The organism is Kitasatospora sp. NPDC023385, from assembly GCF_055664045.1.
In genome coordinates this window covers 161,825-177,642 of the sequence record NZ_JBVOOL010000012.1, presented here as the reverse complement: position 1 = coordinate 177,642, position 15,818 = coordinate 161,825, and the positions used below count along the sequence as shown (strand labels likewise).

Below are 15,818 nucleotides of genomic sequence, written 5' to 3'. Positions count from 1 at the left end.
GGCACCTTCTCGAGTTCTGTCGGGATCTTCTGGATCTTCGGGATCTTCGGGATCTGGGGGGGTGGGTCAGGAGAGCGGGAGCACGTCGGCGTCGAAGCAGGTCCGGTCGCCGGTGTGGCAGGCCGCGCCGCTCTGGTCGACCCTGACCAGCAGGGTGTCGCCGTCGCAGTCCAGTGCGACCGACTTGACCGCCTGGACGTGGCCGGACGTGTCGCCCTTGACCCAGTACTCGCGACGGCTGCGGCTCCAGTAGGTGCAGCGGCCGGTGGTGAGGGTGCGGTGCAGCGCCTCGTCGTCCATCCACCCGAGCATCAGCACCTCGCCGGTGTCGTACTGCTGCGCGATGGCCGGGACCAGGCCGTCCTCGGTGTGCTTGAGGCGGGCGGCGATCTCGGGGGCCAGGGCGGTGCTGCCGGGAGTGGCGGGTGTGGTGGACATGGGGCCATTGTGTCAGCCCGCCCGGCCGTCCCGGCGGGGCCCGCCCGATCTCCGGCCCCGACCGTCCGCCCGTACGGGGCGAGTTCGGCCAACCGCCTGCCGGGCGGGCCCTGCGTGGGCCATCCTCGTGGCCATGACCTCCGAGCAGCCGCCCGCAGCCGCCGCCCGCCCTTCCCGCGGCCTGGTCCTCACCGTCGTCGCCGTGCTGGTCGCCCTGCTCGCGGTGGTCGCCACCGCGGTGCTCTGGCCGGACGACCGGAAGCCGGCCGCCGCACCGCCCCCGCCCACCCCCACGGCCACCCCGACACCGACCCCCACGCCGACGCCCACCCCCACCGCGCCGCAGCCGCCGTACGCCTTCTTCGCGGTCGGCACCTGCTTCGACCACCCCCAACTGAGCCCGGTGATCACCAAGGCCGAGGAACGCCCCTGCGCCGGCGACCACGACGGCGAGGTGATCGCCGACCTCAAACTGGCCGACGACCTCGCCGGCGAGATCCCGATCGCCCTCGCCATGCGGGAGGGCTGCAAGGAGGCCGAGGCCGCCGCCAAGGCCCGGCAGACCGACGGTAAGGCTTACTACGGGCGGCAGTTCGGCCCCGCCATGGCCAACTACCAACAGGGCTGGCGGGACTACACCTGCACCCTCACCGCGAGCAACAAGCAGGGCGGCCCCAAACTCACCGGCCACCTCCACCCCTAGGGCCGGGCCCTAGGCTTGCGTCCATGTCGAACCACGCCCTCGCCGAACGCCACCGCCTCACCGAGCTCCTGGCCGCCGCCGGCCCCGACGCCCCCACCCTCTGCGCCGGTTGGACCACCCGGGACCTCGCCGCCCACCTGGTGATCCGCGAGCACCGCCCCGACGCGGCGCCCGGCATCCGGATCGGCGCCCTGGCCGGCTGGACGAAGCGGGTCCAGGACGGCTACGCCGCCCGGCCGTACGAGGAACTGGTGCGACTGTTCCGCTCCGGCCCGCCGGTCTACTCCCCGTTCGCCCTGCCCGGCGCGGACGAGGCGGCGAACACCGTCGAGTACTTCGTCCACGCCGAGGACGTCCTGCGGGCAGCCGACGACTGGACGCCCCAGCCGGTGCCGCCCGGCCGCGCCGAGGCCCTGTGGCGGCGGCTGCCGATGATCGCCCGTCTGGAGGCCGGCCGCCGCTCCCCCGTCCGGCTGGTCCTGCAGCGCCCCGACGGCCAGTCCGTCACCGTCGGCCCGGCCGGCTCCCCCACCGTCCGCCTCACCGGCGACCCGGGCGAACTCGTCCTCTTCGCCTTCGGCCGCGGCGCCCGCACCACCCTCGACGTGGACGGCGCCCCCGACGCCGTGGAGGCCCTGCAGCACGTCCTGCCGCTGCCCTGAGGCAACGGAGAAGGCCGGGCCTGCGCCGCCGCGCAGGCCCGGCCTCCCCTCACCGGTGTCCCCCGGTGTCCCACCACCACCGGTGTCCCCCCACTGGCGGGTCCGTCGTGCCGGACCCTGCTAGCGGAGCGGTCTCGTCCGACCCTCGGTCACCAGCCGCCGGAGCCGATCTCGGTGCGGGCGGCCAGGCCCTTGCCGGTGCCCTTGTAGAGGTAGAGCTTCCCGGTCTCGCCGGGGGCGGACTCCACCGCCGCCAGGTCGCCGATGCCGTCACCGTCGAAGTCCGCACCGGCGTAGTCGGAGATGCCGTTCCAGCCGCCGCTGCCGATCTCCACCCGGTCGCCCACACCCTTGCCCGTGCCGGGGTACAGCCACAGCTTGCCGGTCGACTTCTCGGTCGCCACCAGGTCGGCCCGGCCGTCCTTGTTCATGTCGCCGGGGCTGACGACCTTGCTCATCCCGTTCCAGCCACCGGATCCGATCTCCACCCGGCTGCCCAGGGCCCCGCCGAGGCCGGGGTAGAGGAAGAGCTTGCCGGTCGAGTTCTCGGTCGCCACGACGTCGGCCACGCCGTCGCCGTTGAAGTCGCCGACGGCCGTGTTGCTCATGCCGTTCCAGCCGCCGCTGCCGAGCTCGATCCGGCCCTCGACGCCGTGGCCGTTGCCCGGGTACAGCCACAGCTTGCCGGTCGACTTCTCGGTCGCGACGATGTCGTCGCCGCCGTCACCGTTCAGGTCGCCGACGGCCAGGTTGCTCATCCCGTTCCAGCCACCGGAACCAATCATCACCCGGCTCCCCAGGGCCCCGGTCCCGGTCCCGGGGTACGACCACAGTTTGCCGGTCGACACCTCCACCGCGACGAGGTCCTTCTTGCCGTCACCGTTGAAGTCACCCGCCGTCAGATTGGTCATCCCGGGGTCGGACGGCCCGGCCGGGTACGGGTCCGCGTGGTCGGTCGAGAGCCCGGTGCCGGGGCTGCACCCCCACGCGCCGGCCCCCTGGTCGGCGAGGATCTTCTCGGCGATCAGGATCTGTTCCTCCTTGGTCGCCTGGTGCGGATAGGCCGCGTACTGGGTACCGCCGTAGTGCTGCCAGTTGTCCTCGGAGATCTGCAGGCCACCGAAGTAGCCGTTCCCGGTGTTGATGGACCAGTTGCCGCTGCTCTCGCAGGCGGCCACCTTGTCCCAGGTGCTGACCGAGGCGGCGCCGGCCGTGCCGGCGAGGCCGAGCGGGGCGAGGCTCAGTGCGAAGACGGCAACGCTCTTGCGGATACGGGTCTGTGCGGACATGGGTGTTCTCCCCCTGAAGTCGGTGCGGACGGACGTGGATTCGGGACTGCGTCGTTGCGCTGCGCGGCTCACCAGCCGCCGGAGCCGATCTCGGTGCGGGAGGTCAGGCCGCTGCCGGTGCCCTTGTAGAGGTAGAGCTTGCCGGTCTCGCCGGGGGCGGACTCGACCGCCGCCAGGTCGCCGATGCCGTCACCGTCGAAGTCGGCACCCGCGTAGTCGGAGATCCCGTTCCAGCCACCGGAGCCGATCTCCACCCGGTCGCCCAGACCACTGCCAGTGCCCGGGTACAGCCACAGCTTGCCGGTCGACACCTCGGTCGCCACCAGGTCGTCCCGGCCGTCCTTGTTCATGTCGCCGGGACTGACGATCTTGCTCATCCCGTTCCAGCCGCCGGACCCGATCTCCACCCGGTCACCCAGACCACTGCCCGTCCCCGGGTACAGCCACAGCTTGCCCGTCGACGTCTCCGTCGCCACCACATCGGCCTTGCCGTCACCGTTGAAGTCACCGACGGCCGTGTTGTTCATGCCGTTCCAGCCACCGGAACCGATCTCCACCCGGTCACCCAGACCACTGCCCGTCCCCGGGTACAGCCACAGCTTGCCGGTCGACTTCTCGGTCGCCACGATGTCGTCCCGACCGTCATGGTTCAGGTCGCCGACGGCCAGGTTGCTCATCCCGTTCCAGCCACCGGAACCGATCATCACCCGGCTCCCCAAAGTCCCCGTCCCGGTCCCCGGGTACGACCACAGCTTGCCGGTCGACACCTCCACCGCGACCAGGTCCTTCTTCCCGTCACCGTTGAAGTCACCCGCCGTCAGGTTCGTCATCCCGGGGTCGTCCGTCGAGGCCTTGGCAGCGACGTCGACGTAGTTCCGGTCGATGTTGAGGGTGGTTCCGCCGTACGACTCGGTGACGTCGCCGGCGTACTGGTGGACGCGCTGGTGGTTGGACCAGTACCCGGCCGGGATGTAGCTGTCGTCGGTGTCCGCGGCGTTGTTCCAGTTCGCGGCCCATGCCACGTCGGGGCGGTCGAAGCCGGACGAGCTGTACGCGGCGACCATGTCCTTGATCCCGCTGGACGAGGAACTGTAGACGCCGGAGCGGAAGTCGAGCTCGTGCAGCCGACTCGTCCAGCCCGACAGGTAGTTGAGCACGTTGGTGCGGTAGCCGGCGGAGTAGGCCTCCATGTCGACGTAGAGCACCGTGGAGGTGGTGAAGCCCAGGCTCCTGGCCAGCGAGACGGCGGCGTCCGCCGCGGCCCGGCCCTGGCCCTCGGCGTCCGAGGAAGAGATCCCCGCGGCCTGCGTGCCCGCGTAGATGGGCAGCAGGTGCCAGCCGGCGCCGCTCTGCTGCGCCACCCACGACGCGCTGAGGTTGTTCTGCGCGCAGACCCGGGTCGGGCCGCCGATGTAGATGCCCACGCCCCGGTACGGCGAGGAGGACCAGTCCGCCATCGCGCCGGAGGAGGGGGCGGCGCAGGCGTCGAACGCCTTGCCGGTGTAGCCGGTGCTCGGCGTCGCCGACGCGGCCGCCGTCGCCTCGGCGGGTGCGGCGGCCGCGGCGAGCGCGCCGGGCACGGCCTTCGACGGCTGCGGCGCCGGGGCCGCGGTGGCGCCGCCGCCGATCGAGGCGGAGGCGAGGACGCGCTGCACGGCAGCTGTGGACGACGCGATGTGACTGGCCGTCACATAGACGCCGGCGCCCTCGAAGGCCACCCGCGCCTCCAGGCCGGCGCTGTCCGGCAGGGCCGGGACGCCGTGGCCGGCGGGGACCGCGACGGTGGGGAGGTCGGCCCGCTCGGCGGCGCCGGCGAAGGTCTCGACGACCAGCGCGTCCGCCTTCTGCCCGATCAGGTGGGTCGGGCAGTTCTGGTCGGTGCCGGGGTGGCCGAGGTAGACGGTGTTCCGGTCGAGCCGGACGCAGGTGCCGGGCGCCTGGGCCAGGTCGACCACCGGCCAGCTCGACGGCACCTGGAACGAAAGCCCCTGGTACGTCACGGTCTTGACGCTCTGTGCGGCGACGGCCGGATCGGCGGCGCCGCGCTCGGCCGCCTGGGCGGCCGGGCCCATCGGCAGGGCGGCGGTGAGGGCACCGGCCGCCACGGCGAGCGCGGCGACACCCCTCAGACGGTGGTGGTTCACGGATCTCTCCAAGGAGACGGGCAGGGCGGAGCCGCCCGGGTCGGGATCCGGGCAGGGCTGCGCGCGGCGGGGCGGGGAAGGTGAGCGGAGAAGGCGAGCGGGGAGGGCGGGGGCGGGCCCGTACGGTGGTGGCGGACCCGCCCCCGGTTCCGGCAGCCGACCGGGAGCGGCCGGCGGAGCCGGTGTGCGGTCTACCAGCCGCCGGAGCCGATCTCGGTGCGGGAGGTCAGGCCGTTGCCGGTGCCCTTGTAGAGGTAGAGCTTGCCGGTCTCGCCGGGGGCGGACTCGACCGCCGCCAGGTCGCCGATGCCGTCACCGTCGAAGTCGGCACCCGCGTAGTCGGAGATGCCGTTCCAGCCACCGGAGCCGATCTCCACCCGGCTGCCGATGCCGTTGCCAGTGCCCGGGTACAGCCACAGCTTGCCGGTCGACACCTCGGTCGCCACCAGGTCGTCCCGGCCGTCCTTGTTCATGTCGCCGGGACTGACGATCTTGCTCATGCCGTTCCAGCCACCGGACCCGATCTCCACCCGGTCACCCAGACCACTGCCCGTCCCCGGGTACAGCCACAGCTTGCCCGTCGACGTCTCCGTCGCCACCACATCGGCCTTGCCGTCACCGTTGAAGTCACCGACGGCCGTGTTGCTCATGCCGTTCCAGCCACCGGAGCCGATCTCCACCCGGTCACCCAGACCACTGCCCGTCCCCGGGTACAGCCACAGCTTGCCCGTCGACTTCTCGGTCGCCACGATGTCGTCCCGACCGTCATGGTTCAGGTCGCCGACGGCCAGGTTGCTCATCCCGTTCCAGCCACCGGAACCGATCATCACCCGGCTCCCCAGGGCCCCGGTCCCGGTCCCCGGGTACGACCACAGCTTGCCGGTCGACACCTCCACCGCGACCAGGTCCTTCTTCCCGTCACCGTTGAAGTCACCCGCCGTCAGGTTCGTCATCCCGGGGTCCGACGGGCCGTCCTCGCGGATGGACTTGTTGCGGACCGGCACGTAGGTGCCGTAGCCGGAGAAGTACGGGTAGGGGATCTCGCGGTAGTGCACGCCGCTGCCGGTGAACTCGTAGCCCATGTAGTGGTCGGAGTCGGTCCACTTCTCGAAGAGCACCACGTGGCCGCTGGCCCCGCTGTTGTCGTTCAGGAGCGCGTCGCCGGCCTTGAGGTCGCCCTTGCCGATGGTCTCGGTGACGCCCTGCGGGCCGAAGGTGTCGGTGGTCAGCGAGTCGTCGAGCTTCCAGGCCATCGAGACGTAGCCCGAGCAGTCGGTGCGGTACCCGTCGTGCGAGCCGGTCCAGCTGTAGTCGAGGCCGATGCCGACCCAGGACTTGGCGCGCTGGATCGCCTCGCTGCGGGTGACCGCCGGGGCCAGGACGGAGGCGACCGCCGACGACCCGTCGACGGCGGGCGCCTGGGCGGCCCGGGCCGACTTGGCGACCCCGACCGGCTGGCCGGCGCCGCCGTACTCGCCGCCCGCAACGGCGGTGACGGCGGCGGGGGCCGGGGTGGCGGCGAACGCGGTGGCGCCCTGGACGACCAGGCCGAGCGCGAGCGAGCCGGCCAGCCCGAGGGCGACGGCGGACGTGCGGAGATAGGCATTGCGGGACATGAGTGCTCCTGAAAATGGCATTCGAAGGACCGGCGCGGCACGACGGTGCCCGCTCACCGGGAAAGGAAGACGAAGACGAAGCGCCGGAGGGACTCCGGCAGGATGTGGACGGCCGTCAGCCGACGACGGAAACGCGCCAGGACTGGAAGGCCGGCGACCGCGAGAGGGCGGCCGAACACATGGCCAGCGAATGGGCGGGGGCGCTGTCGGCCTTCCCGCCGCTGGTGAAGATGACGAGGTCGATGGAGTCCTGACGGGCCCTCGACTGGACGTGCTCCAGGCCGCCGTAGGGATCGGCGTGGGCCCAGAGCACGTCCTTCAGGACGTGGGCGTCGGCGGCGGTGGGCAACCGCCGATCGGGGCTGGTCAGGGTCAGGCGGACGATGTGCATCGGATCCGGTCCGGGCGGCCGGCGCCGACGGCGGCGGTCAGTGCTTGTTGTCCCAGCTGATGCTGCCCGGGTCGCGCAGACCGTCCTTGCCGGCCTGGTCGGGGGTGGGGTCGCCCGTGCCGGGGGCGCTCGCCGCGGACACTCCCGTCGCGGTGGCCGGTGCGGCGGCGAAGGCGGTGACGGCCGGAAGAGCGAGCGTGGCCAGCACTGCCGCAGCCGCGAGGACACCGGAGACGCGAGCGGTGATCCGCATGGAGAACAACCCCCTGGTTGATGGTCGGTCGGTTCATCGGCGGACGGCGGCTGGTTCCCGCCGTCCCACCGGCCCGGGGCTCGGCGCCCCTGCAGCTCGGTGATCACATCCTGCAACCCCCGGCCGGTGCACCGGAAGGCCTTCCCCGAGGCATCATCAGGTCTGGCAGCATGGCGCCACCCCAGCCACCCCAGCCGCCCCGACCGCCACAGCCACAACCTGCACATCGACCGACCCCCCAGCCACTGTGACCTCGCCGATGCATCGTCAGATCTCCTTGCACACACATTTGCGAACTGTGAGAATCCCGTAGACGGCCGTGACACCACCCTTGGCCGCGCGCATTGCCGAGACCGGGGGGAATCGTGCTCGAAGTGCTGGGTCTCGACCCGACCGCGGAGGCCGTCTACGCGGCCCTGTTGGTCGAGCCAGGGTGCGGGATCACCGACCTGTGCCGCCGGCTCGGCTTCTCCGAGACCGGCGTCAGAGAAGCCCTCGACCAACTCGCCGACCTCACGCTGCTGCGGCCCTCCCAGGAGGTCTCCGGCGCGCTGCGCCCGGTCAGCCCGGCGGTCGGTCTGGAGGCCGTCATCCGCCGCCAGGAGGACGACCTCGCCCGCCGCCAGCAGGAGCTGGCCGCCAGCAAGGCCGCCGTGGCCCGGGCCGTCGCCGCCTACGCGGACCTGGTGCCCAACACCACCTCGGACGCCACCGAGCGCCTGGTCGGGATGGACGCGATCCAGGCCAAACTCGAGATGCTCGCGCGTGACCTCCGGGAGGAGTTCCTCGCCGCGATCTCGGGCGGGGCGCAGTCCCAGGCCAGCATGGACGCCGCCCGCCCGCTCGACCAGGACGCGCTGGAGCGCGGCGTCGCCATGCGCACGCTCTACCAGGACAGCGTCCGCAACGACCAGGCCACCCACGCGTACGCCCAGTGGCTCACCGGGCTCGGCGGCCAGGTGCGGACGGCTCCCCTGCTGCCGCCCCGCCTGCTGGTCTTCGACCGGCGCACCGCCGTCGTCCCGATCGACCCGACGCAGACCAAGCTCGGGGCGCTCTGCACCAGCGAGCCGGGGCTGGTCGCCTCGCTCGTCGCCCTGTTCGAACAGGCCTGGTCCACCGCCGTGCCGCTCGGCGCCGACCAGCCCACCCACCACGACACCGGCCTCACCCCGGCCGAACGCGACCTGCTCCGGCTGCTCGGGACGGGCCTGACCGACGAGGCCGCCGGCAAGCGGCTCGGCATCTCGGTGCGCACCGTGCGCCGCCAGATGTCCGCCCTCATGGAGCGGCTCGACGCCGCCAGCCGCTTCGAGGCCGGTCTCAAGGCGGCGCAGCGCGGCTGGTTGTAGGCGGCCGGAGCCGCCGCAGACGGCCCGCAGCCCTGGACCGAGCGGGCCGCGCGCAGCCGGGCCACCCGCCGGTCAGGCGCGTTCCGGCTGCGGATGTCGGTGCCCGGGGGCAGACTCGCAGGTGGCCGGGGCGGGGGCGTGCGCGCGCCCGACGGAACCGCCCCGGTCACTCTCCGTCGAAGGGGCACCACGCCATGCTGACCACCGACTTCCCCACCGGCTCCCCCTGCTGGATCGATCTCGGCACCCCGGACATCCCGGCCACCGCCGACTTCTACGGCAAGGTCTTCGGCTGGACCTTCCAGGAGGTTCCCGACGCCGGCGGCTACGGTTTCCTCCAGCTGAACGGGAAGACCGTCGGCGCGATCGGCCGCCTCGACGAGGGGGCCCGGTCCGCGTGGACGACGTACTTCCGCACCGAGGACGTGGGCGCCACCGTGAAGGCCGCCGAGCAGGCCGGCGCGACGGTCCGGGTGCCGCCGACGGACGTCATGCAGGAGGGCTGGTTCGCCGCGCTCACCGATCCGCACGGCGCCGATTTCGCCGTCTGGCAGGCCGGGGGTACCACGGGTCTGGACGTCGTCTCCGAGGACGGCTCCCTGGTCTGGTCGGAGCTGCACACCTCCGGCGCGGAGGTCGCCTTCGCCTTCTACGAGAAGCTGTTCGGCTGGCGGGTGGAGAACTTCGAGCCGTCCCCGGGCATGACCTACCGGGTGCTCTCCACCGCCGCGGGCGACCAGCAGGCCACCAGTTTCGGCGGTATCGCCCCGACCATGTCGCCGGAGCAGCCCTCCGCCTGGACGCCGTACTTCGCGGTCTCCGACGTGGATGCGGTGGTCGCCAGGGCGACGGCGGCCGGCGGTTCGGTGATGATGCCCGCCGAGGACGTCCCGAACGTCGGCCGGATCGCCTGGCTGGCGGATCCGAACGGCGCCCCGTTCGCCCTGATCAAGGGTGAGCCGCGGCAGTCCTGAGCTCACCGGAGGGCCCGCAGCACGAGAGGGGGCCCCGGCATGCGAGGGGGCCCGCCGGGGATCGGCGGGCCCTCTCGCAGGCAGCGGAAACGTCTCACCGCACCGGGTGTCCGGCCTCCCGCAGCGCGCCCTTGACCTCGCCGATCCGCAGGTCGCCGAAGTGGAAGACGCTGGCGGCGAGGACGGCGTCCGCGCCCGCGTCGACGGCCGGCGGGAAGTCGGCGAGCTTGCCCGCTCCGCCGGAGGCGATGACCGGCACGGAGACGGCCTTGCGGACGGCCCGGATCATCTCCAGGTCGTAGCCGTCCTTGGTGCCGTCCGCGTCCATCGAGTTGAGCAGGATCTCTCCGGCGCCCAGTTCGGCGGCGCGGCCGGCCCATTCGACGGCGTCGAGGCCGGTGCCCCGGCGTCCGCCGTGGGTGGTGACCTCGAAGCCGGACGGCGTCGCGGTGCCGGGCGGGCAGCGCCGGGCGTCGACCGAGAGCACCAGCACCTGCCGGCCGAACCGATGGGCGATCTCCCGGACGAGTTCGGGGCGGGCGATGGCCGCCGTGTTGACGCCCACCTTGTCGGCGCCCGCGCGCAGCAGCTTGTCGACGTCGTCGACGGCGCGGATGCCGCCGCCGACGGTGAGCGGGATGAAGACCTGTTCGGCGGTGCGGCGGACCACGTCGTAGGTGGTCTCGCGGTCGCCGGAGGAGGCGGTGATGTCGAGGAAGGTGAGTTCGTCGGCGCCCTCGGCGTCGTAGAGCTTGGCCATCTCGACCGGGTCGCCGGCGTCGCGCAGGTTCTGGAAGTTGACGCCCTTGACCACCCGCCCGGCGTCGACGTCCAGGCAGGGGATGACTCGTACGGCGAGGGTCACGGCTGTTGGCCTTCCAGGGTCTTTGCCAGCCCGGAGCGGTACGCGTCGAGCTCGATCTCGACCATCATCCGGGAGTCGATCAGTCCGTCGACCACCACCATGGTGGCCACCGGGCGTACGGCGTCGAAGAGTTCGCGGTGGGCGCGGCCCACCTCGTCGGCGTCGCGGACGTGGGTGATGTACATCCGGGTGCGGACCACGTCGTCCGTGGTCAGGCCGTACGCGGCCAGGGCCTTGAGCCCCACGCCGAACGCGGCGAGGGTCTGCCGGTACGGGTCGCCCTCGTGCTCGATGCGGCCGTCCACCCAGGCGGTGGAGCCGGCCACGTGCACGTGGTCGCCGGCGGCGATGGCCCGGGAGTAGCCGAACTGGTCCTCCCAGGGGGAGGATCCGCTGATCCGGCCGCGTACGATCCGACCATCCGTCATCCTGAAACCGCCTCCAGGGCCTCTTCGAGGGTGAACTTCTGCTCGTAGAGTGCCTTGCCCACGATGGCGCCCTCGACACCCTGGCCGACGAGCGTGGCGATGGCGCGCAGGTCGTCCAGGGAGGAGACGCCGCCGGAGGCGACGACCGGGCGGTCGGTGGCGGCGCAGACATCGCGCAGCAGCTGCAGGTTGGGGCCGGTCAGGGTGCCGTCGCGGTTGACGTCGGTGACGACGTAGCGGGCGCAGCCTTCCTGGTCGAGGCGCGCCAGGACGTCGAAGAGCTGGCCGCCGTCGCGGGTCCAGCCGCGGCCGCGCAGGGTGGTGCCGACGACGTCCAGGCCGACGGCGATCTTGTCGCCGTGTTCGGCGATGGCCTTGGCGACCCACTCGGGGGCTTCCAGGGCGGCGGTGCCGAGGTTGACCCGGGTGCAGCCGGTGGCGAGGGCGCGGGCGAGCGACTCGTCGTCGCGGATGCCGCCGGAGAGTTCGACCTTGATGTCCAGCCGGCCGGTGACGTCGCGCAGCAGCTCGTAGTTGGAGCCGGTGCCGAAGGCGGCGTCGAGGTCGACCAGGTGCAGCCACTCGGCGCCGGCGTGCTGCCAGGCGAGGGCGGCGGCGAGCGGCTCGCCGAAGGAGGTCTCGGTGCCGGAGGCGCCCTTGACCAGGCGGACGGCCTGGCCGTCCCGGACGTCGACGGCGGGCAGCAGTTCAAGGCTCATCAGAACCAGCTCTCAGACAGTCAGAGGGTGGTGACCCAGTTGGTCAGCAGGGCGGCGCCGGCGTCGCCGGACTTCTCGGGGTGGAACTGGGTGGCCCACAGCGGGCCGTTCTCGACGGCGGCGACGAACGGCTGCCCGTGCGTGGCCCAGGTGACCAGCGGCGGGTTGATCCGCGCGCTGTGGGTTTCCAGCTGCCAGTGCCGCACCCCGTAGGAGTGCACGAAGTAGAAGCGGGTCTCCGGGTCGAGGCCGGCGAACATCCGGCTGCCTTCGGGGACGTCCACGGTGTTCCAGCCCATGTGCGGGATGACGGGGGCTTCCAGCGGTTCGACGGTGCCCGGCCACTCGTCGCAGCCGGCCGTCTCCACGCCGTGCTCGACGCCCTTCTCGAAGAGGATCTGCATGCCGACGCAGATGCCCATGACCGGGCGGCCGCCGGCGAGGCGGCGGTCGATGATCCAGTCCCCGCGGACGGACCTGAGGCCGCGCATGCAGGCTTCGAAGGCGCCCACGCCGGGGACGAGCAGGCCGTCCGCGGCCATCGCGGTGTCGTAGTCGGCGCTGACGGTGACGTTCGCCCCGGTCCGTTCCAGGGCCCGCTGCGCGGAGCGGAGGTTGCCGGAGCCGTAGTCGAGGACGACGACGTTCTTGCCCATGTTCAGGTGCCCAGTCTCTCTACGGCGGGTGTCACAGGACGGCGGGTGTCACAGGACGGTGGGTCACAGGACGGCGGCCGTCACAGGCGCATGAGGCCGGAGGCCAGGCACATCACGGCGCCGAAGGCCAGCACCAGGATGACGCTCTTCGAGTGCTTCTGCTTCCAGAAGGAGATCACCCCGCCGGCCAGGAAGAGGCCGACGAAGATGAGGATCATCGCGGTGTTGTTCACAGCGCACCCTTGGTCGAGGGGAGGATGCCGGCCGCGCGCGGGTCGCGCTCGGCGGCGTAGCGCAGCGCCCGGGCCAGCGCCTTGAACTGGCACTCCACGATGTGGTGGGCGTTGCGCCCGTACGGCACGTGGACGTGCAGGGCGATCTGCGCCTGGGCCACGAAGGACTCCAGGATGTGCCGGGTCATCGTGGTGTCGTAGCTGCCGATCATCGGCGCCATGGTCTCGGGCTCGGTGTGCACCAGGTAGGGCCGGCCGGAGAGGTCGACGGTGACCTGGGCGAGCGATTCGTCCAGCGGCACCGTGCAGTTGCCGAAGCGGTAGATGCCGACCTTGTCGCCGAGGGCCTGCTTGAAGGCGGCGCCGAGCGCGAGGGCGGTGTCCTCGATGGTGTGGTGGGTGTCGATGTGCAGGTCGCCGTCGGTCTTGACGGTGAGGTCGAACAGGCCGTGCCGGCCGAGCTGGTCGAGCATGTGGTCGTAGAAGCCGACGCCGGTGGAGATGTCGGTCTTGCCGGTGCCGTCGAGGTCTATCTCGACCAGGACGGCGGTCTCCTTGGTGGTGCGCTCGACGCGTCCGATGCGGGACATGGGGGTTACAGCTCCTGACTGGCAGCTCGCGCGGAGCGCGCTCGATCAAGGGTGGGGGCGGGCGGGAGGGCGGCGCGGACGGCGGCCAGGAAGGCGTCGTTCTCGGCGGGCGTGCCGGCGGTCACGCGCAGCCGGCCGGGTACGCCGTTGTCGCGGACCAGGACGCCCTGGTCGAGGATGGCCTGCCAGACGGCGTGGGTGTCGTCGAAGCGGCCGAACTGGACGAAGTTGGCGTCCGAGTCGGTGACGTCCAGGCCGAGTGCGCGCAGCGCCTCGACCAGCCGGTCGCGTTCCGCCTTGAGCCGGCCGACGTACCCGAGCAGGGTGTCGGTGTGCTCCAGGCAGGCCAGCGCGGTGGCCTGGGTGACGGCGGACAGGTGGTAGGGCAGGCGCACCAGCTGGACGGCGTCGACGACGGCCGCGTCGGCGGCCAGGTAGCCCAGGCGCAGCCCGGCCGCGCCGAAGGCCTTGGACATGGTGCGGCTGACGACCAGGTGGGGGCGGCCGTCGATCAGCGGCAGCAGTGAGGGCCGGTGCGAGAACTCGACGTACGCCTCGTCCACGACGACCAGGCTGGGCCGGGCGGCCTGCGCGGCCTCGTACAGCCGCAGGACGGTGTCGGCGGCGACGGCGGTGCCGGTCGGGTTGTTCGGCGAGCAGATGAAGACCACGTGGGGCCGGTGTTCGGCGATCGCGGCTTCGGCGGCGTCGACGTCGATGGTGAAGTCGCCGTTGCGCGGGCCGGAGATCCAGGCGGTGCCGGTGCCCCGGGAGATCAGCGCGTGCATCGAGTACGAGGGCTCGAAGCCGATCGCGGTGCGGCCGGGGCCGCCGAAGGTCTGCAGCAGTTGCTGGAGCACTTCGTTGGAGCCGTTGGCGGCCCACACCTGTTCGCGGCCGAGCGGGAAGCCGGTGGTCTTGCCGAGGTACGCGGCGAGGCCTTCGCGCAGTTCGACCGCGTCCCGGTCTGGGTAGCGGTTCAGGCCGCGGGCGGCTTCGGCGACGCGTTCGGCGATCCGGGCCACCAGCTCCTCGGGGAGCGGGTACGGGTTCTCGTTGGTGTTCAGTTGGACGGGCACGGCGAGCTGGGGCGCGCCGTACGGGGACTGGCCGCGCAGTTCGTCCCGGATGGGCAGGTCGTCGATGCGTGTCATGAGCCGGGCACCGTCCAGTCGAAGCGTGCCTTGATCGCGTCGCCGTGGCCGGGCAGGTCCTCGGCGTCGGCCAGGTTGACGACGTGCGCGGCGACGTCCGCCAGCGCGTCCCGGTCGTACTCGACGACCTGGACGCCGCGCAGGAAGGTCTGCACCGACAGTCCGGAGGAGTGGCAGGCGCAGCCGCCGGTGGGCAGCACGTGGTTGGAGCCGGCCGCGTAGTCGCCCAGCGAGACGGGGGTCCAGCGGCCGATGAAGACCGCGCCCGCGTTGACGACCCGGGCGGCCACCGCGTGCGGGTCGCGGGTCTGGATCTCCAGGTGTTCGGCCGCGTAGGCGTTGACGACGGCGAGGCCCTGCGTCAGGTCGTCGACCAGGATGATGCCGGACTGCTTGCCGCCCAGCGCCTCGGCCACCCGTTGGCCGTGCTTGGTCCTGGCGACCTGGACGGCGAGTTCGGCCTCGACGGCGTCGGCGAGTGCCGGGGAGTCGGTGACCAGCACCGAGCCGGAGGTGGGGCCGTGTTCGGCCTGGCTGATCAGGTCGGCGGCGACGTCGGAGGGCAGTGCGCTGTCGTCGGCGAGGACGGCGATCTCGGTCGGGCCGGCCTCGGAGTCGATGCCGATCCGGCCGGCGAAGTAGCGCTTGGCGGCGGCCACGTAGATGTTGCCGGGGCCGGTGACCATGGTGACCGGCTCGCACTCCTCGGTGCCGAGGGCGAACATCGCGACCGCCTGGGCGCCGCCGACGCAGTAGACCTCGTCGACGCCGAGCAGCGCGCAGGCGGCCAGGATCGTCGGGTGGACGCGGCCGCCGAAGGCCTTCTGCGGCGGGGAGGTGACGGCGATGCCCCGCACGCCCGCCTCCTGGGCCGGCACCACGTTCATCACCACGGAGGACGGGTAGACGGCCAGCCCGCCGGGCACGTACAGGCCGACCCGCTCGACCGGCACCCAGCGCTGGGTGACCGTGCCGCCCGGTACGACCTGGGTGGTGTGCCCGGTGCGGCGCTGGTCCGCGTGCACGGTGCGGGCCCGGCGGATCGACTCCTCCAGGGCGGCCCGCACCTTCGGGTCCAGCGTCTCCAGGGCCTCGGTCAGCTGCCCGGCCGGCACCCGGGTGGACTCCAGGCGGACGCCGTCGAAGCGCTCGGTGATCTCGATCAGCGCCGCGACCCCGCGATGGCGTACGTCCTCCGCGATCGGCCGCACCTTCTCCAGGGCGGCCGCGACGTCGAAGTCGGCACGGGGCAGCAGGTCACGCGGGTCGTCCAGCGAGCCGCGGAGGTCGATTCGAGAGATCACGCCACCCAGTGTAAGGAGTGGCCGGAACCGCTGGTCCCGCATTTCAG

At 72.3% G+C, this 15,818-nt stretch carries 18 protein-coding genes; 4 read left to right on the top strand and 14 right to left on the bottom strand.

Annotated features, from left to right (window positions below; translation table 11 throughout):
* Positions 1 to 66 precede the first annotated feature (66 nt).
* Positions 67 to 438, bottom strand: coding sequence for a phosphoribosyl-AMP cyclohydrolase (hisI, locus tag AC0B61_RS20475; protein ID WP_471742121.1), 372 nt, complete (start codon positions 436 to 438; stop codon positions 67 to 69).
* Positions 439 to 571: 133 nt separating this feature from the next.
* Between hisI and AC0B61_RS20470 the strand changes: the two genes are divergently transcribed.
* On the top strand, positions 572 to 1,141 hold the full coding sequence (locus AC0B61_RS20470; protein WP_471742120.1) for a hypothetical protein: 570 nt from the start codon (positions 572 to 574) through the stop codon (positions 1,139 to 1,141).
* A 23-nt stretch (positions 1,142 to 1,164) separates the two neighbouring features.
* Complete coding sequence (locus AC0B61_RS20465) at positions 1,165 to 1,803, top strand: TIGR03085 family metal-binding protein (RefSeq protein ID WP_471742119.1); 639 nt, start codon at positions 1,165 to 1,167, stop codon at positions 1,801 to 1,803.
* Positions 1,804 to 1,952: 149 nt separating this feature from the next.
* On the opposite strand, the gene AC0B61_RS20460 is transcribed toward AC0B61_RS20465, so the two are convergent.
* The 5 genes from AC0B61_RS20460 to AC0B61_RS20440 all read right to left on the bottom strand — a co-directional run bounded on the left by AC0B61_RS20460 (position 1,953) and on the right by AC0B61_RS20440 (position 7,496).
* Positions 1,953 to 3,092 (bottom strand): FG-GAP-like repeat-containing protein, encoded by a 1,140-nt coding sequence (locus AC0B61_RS20460; protein WP_471742118.1) that lies wholly within the window; start codon positions 3,090 to 3,092, stop codon positions 1,953 to 1,955.
* A 68-nt stretch (positions 3,093 to 3,160) separates the two neighbouring features.
* Complete coding sequence (locus AC0B61_RS20455) at positions 3,161 to 5,236, bottom strand: glycoside hydrolase domain-containing protein (protein ID WP_471742117.1); 2,076 nt, start codon at positions 5,234 to 5,236, stop codon at positions 3,161 to 3,163.
* A 191-nt stretch (positions 5,237 to 5,427) separates the two neighbouring features.
* Complete coding sequence (locus AC0B61_RS20450) at positions 5,428 to 6,852, bottom strand: C40 family peptidase (RefSeq protein ID WP_471742116.1); 1,425 nt, start codon at positions 6,850 to 6,852, stop codon at positions 5,428 to 5,430.
* Positions 6,853 to 6,967: 115 nt separating this feature from the next.
* A complete protein-coding gene (locus AC0B61_RS20445; RefSeq protein WP_471742115.1) occupies positions 6,968 to 7,243 on the bottom strand; it encodes a hypothetical protein in 276 nt (91 codons plus the stop codon).
* A 37-nt stretch (positions 7,244 to 7,280) separates the two neighbouring features.
* A complete protein-coding gene (locus AC0B61_RS20440) occupies positions 7,281 to 7,496 on the bottom strand; it encodes a hypothetical protein (protein WP_471742114.1) in 216 nt (71 codons plus the stop codon).
* Positions 7,497 to 7,861: 365 nt separating this feature from the next.
* Here AC0B61_RS20440 and AC0B61_RS20435 point away from each other — a divergent pair, with 365 nt between their 5' ends.
* Both AC0B61_RS20435 and AC0B61_RS20430 read left to right on the top strand, forming a co-directional pair.
* A complete protein-coding gene (locus AC0B61_RS20435; RefSeq protein WP_471742113.1) occupies positions 7,862 to 8,848 on the top strand; it encodes a LuxR C-terminal-related transcriptional regulator in 987 nt (328 codons plus the stop codon).
* A 194-nt stretch (positions 8,849 to 9,042) separates the two neighbouring features.
* Complete coding sequence (locus AC0B61_RS20430) at positions 9,043 to 9,822, top strand: VOC family protein (protein ID WP_471742112.1); 780 nt, start codon at positions 9,043 to 9,045, stop codon at positions 9,820 to 9,822.
* Positions 9,823 to 9,916: 94 nt separating this feature from the next.
* Here AC0B61_RS20430 and hisF read toward each other — a convergent pair whose 3' ends face one another.
* The 8 genes from hisF to hisD form a co-directional block, all read right to left on the bottom strand.
* Positions 9,917 to 10,687, bottom strand: coding sequence for an imidazole glycerol phosphate synthase subunit HisF (hisF, locus tag AC0B61_RS20425; RefSeq protein ID WP_471742111.1), 771 nt, complete (start codon positions 10,685 to 10,687; stop codon positions 9,917 to 9,919).
* Positions 10,684 to 11,115, bottom strand: a complete 432-nt coding sequence (locus tag AC0B61_RS20420) for a RidA family protein (protein WP_471742110.1) — start codon at positions 11,113 to 11,115, stop codon at positions 10,684 to 10,686. Before AC0B61_RS20420 ends, hisF begins: the two co-directional genes overlap by 4 nt.
* Complete coding sequence (gene priA / locus AC0B61_RS20415) at positions 11,112 to 11,834, bottom strand: bifunctional 1-(5-phosphoribosyl)-5-((5-phosphoribosylamino)methylideneamino)imidazole-4-carboxamide isomerase/phosphoribosylanthranilate isomerase PriA (RefSeq protein ID WP_471742109.1); 723 nt, start codon at positions 11,832 to 11,834, stop codon at positions 11,112 to 11,114. Before priA ends, AC0B61_RS20420 begins: the two co-directional genes overlap by 4 nt.
* Before the next feature lie 20 nt (positions 11,835 to 11,854).
* The gene (gene hisH / locus AC0B61_RS20410; RefSeq protein WP_471742108.1) at positions 11,855 to 12,490 is read right to left on the bottom strand and encodes an imidazole glycerol phosphate synthase subunit HisH; all 636 of its coding nucleotides are present in this window, start codon (positions 12,488 to 12,490) and stop codon (positions 11,855 to 11,857) included.
* A gap of 80 nt (positions 12,491 to 12,570) precedes the next feature.
* On the bottom strand, positions 12,571 to 12,723 hold the full coding sequence (locus AC0B61_RS20405) for a hypothetical protein (RefSeq protein WP_471742107.1): 153 nt from the start codon (positions 12,721 to 12,723) through the stop codon (positions 12,571 to 12,573).
* Entirely contained in the window at positions 12,720 to 13,313 is a 594-nt protein-coding gene (gene hisB / locus AC0B61_RS20400) for an imidazoleglycerol-phosphate dehydratase HisB (RefSeq protein ID WP_471742106.1), read from the bottom strand. Before hisB ends, AC0B61_RS20405 begins: the two co-directional genes overlap by 4 nt.
* 5 nt (positions 13,314 to 13,318) lie before the next feature.
* Positions 13,319 to 14,467 carry a histidinol-phosphate transaminase gene (locus AC0B61_RS20395; protein ID WP_471742105.1) on the bottom strand — a complete coding sequence of 383 codons (1,149 nt, stop codon included), beginning with the start codon at positions 14,465 to 14,467 and terminating at the stop codon, positions 13,319 to 13,321.
* The gene (gene hisD / locus AC0B61_RS20390) at positions 14,464 to 15,771 is read right to left on the bottom strand and encodes a histidinol dehydrogenase (protein WP_471742104.1); all 1,308 of its coding nucleotides are present in this window, start codon (positions 15,769 to 15,771) and stop codon (positions 14,464 to 14,466) included. The genes AC0B61_RS20395 and hisD overlap by 4 nt, the downstream gene beginning before the upstream one ends.
* Between the last annotated feature and the right edge of the window lie 47 nt (positions 15,772 to 15,818).

Coding starts and splice junctions, on each gene's coding strand:
- hisI (WP_471742121.1), bottom strand. CDS start 438: ATGTCCACCACACCCGCCACTCCCGGCAGCACCGCCCTGGCCCCCGAG.
- AC0B61_RS20470 (WP_471742120.1), top strand. CDS start 572: ATGACCTCCGAGCAGCCGCCCGCAGCCGCCGCCCGCCCTTCCCGCGGC.
- AC0B61_RS20465 (WP_471742119.1), top strand. CDS start 1,165: ATGTCGAACCACGCCCTCGCCGAACGCCACCGCCTCACCGAGCTCCTG.
- AC0B61_RS20460 (WP_471742118.1), bottom strand. CDS start 3,092: ATGTCCGCACAGACCCGTATCCGCAAGAGCGTTGCCGTCTTCGCACTG.
- AC0B61_RS20450 (WP_471742116.1), bottom strand. CDS start 6,852: ATGTCCCGCAATGCCTATCTCCGCACGTCCGCCGTCGCCCTCGGGCTG.
- AC0B61_RS20445 (WP_471742115.1), bottom strand. CDS start 7,243: ATGCACATCGTCCGCCTGACCCTGACCAGCCCCGATCGGCGGTTGCCC.
- AC0B61_RS20440 (WP_471742114.1), bottom strand. CDS start 7,496: ATGCGGATCACCGCTCGCGTCTCCGGTGTCCTCGCGGCTGCGGCAGTG.
- AC0B61_RS20430 (WP_471742112.1), top strand. CDS start 9,043: ATGCTGACCACCGACTTCCCCACCGGCTCCCCCTGCTGGATCGATCTC.
- AC0B61_RS20420 (WP_471742110.1), bottom strand. CDS start 11,115: ATGACGGATGGTCGGATCGTACGCGGCCGGATCAGCGGATCCTCCCCC.
- priA (WP_471742109.1), bottom strand. CDS start 11,834: ATGAGCCTTGAACTGCTGCCCGCCGTCGACGTCCGGGACGGCCAGGCC.
- hisH (WP_471742108.1), bottom strand. CDS start 12,490: ATGGGCAAGAACGTCGTCGTCCTCGACTACGGCTCCGGCAACCTCCGC.
- hisB (WP_471742106.1), bottom strand. CDS start 13,313: ATGTCCCGCATCGGACGCGTCGAGCGCACCACCAAGGAGACCGCCGTC.
- AC0B61_RS20395 (WP_471742105.1), bottom strand. CDS start 14,467: ATGACACGCATCGACGACCTGCCCATCCGGGACGAACTGCGCGGCCAG.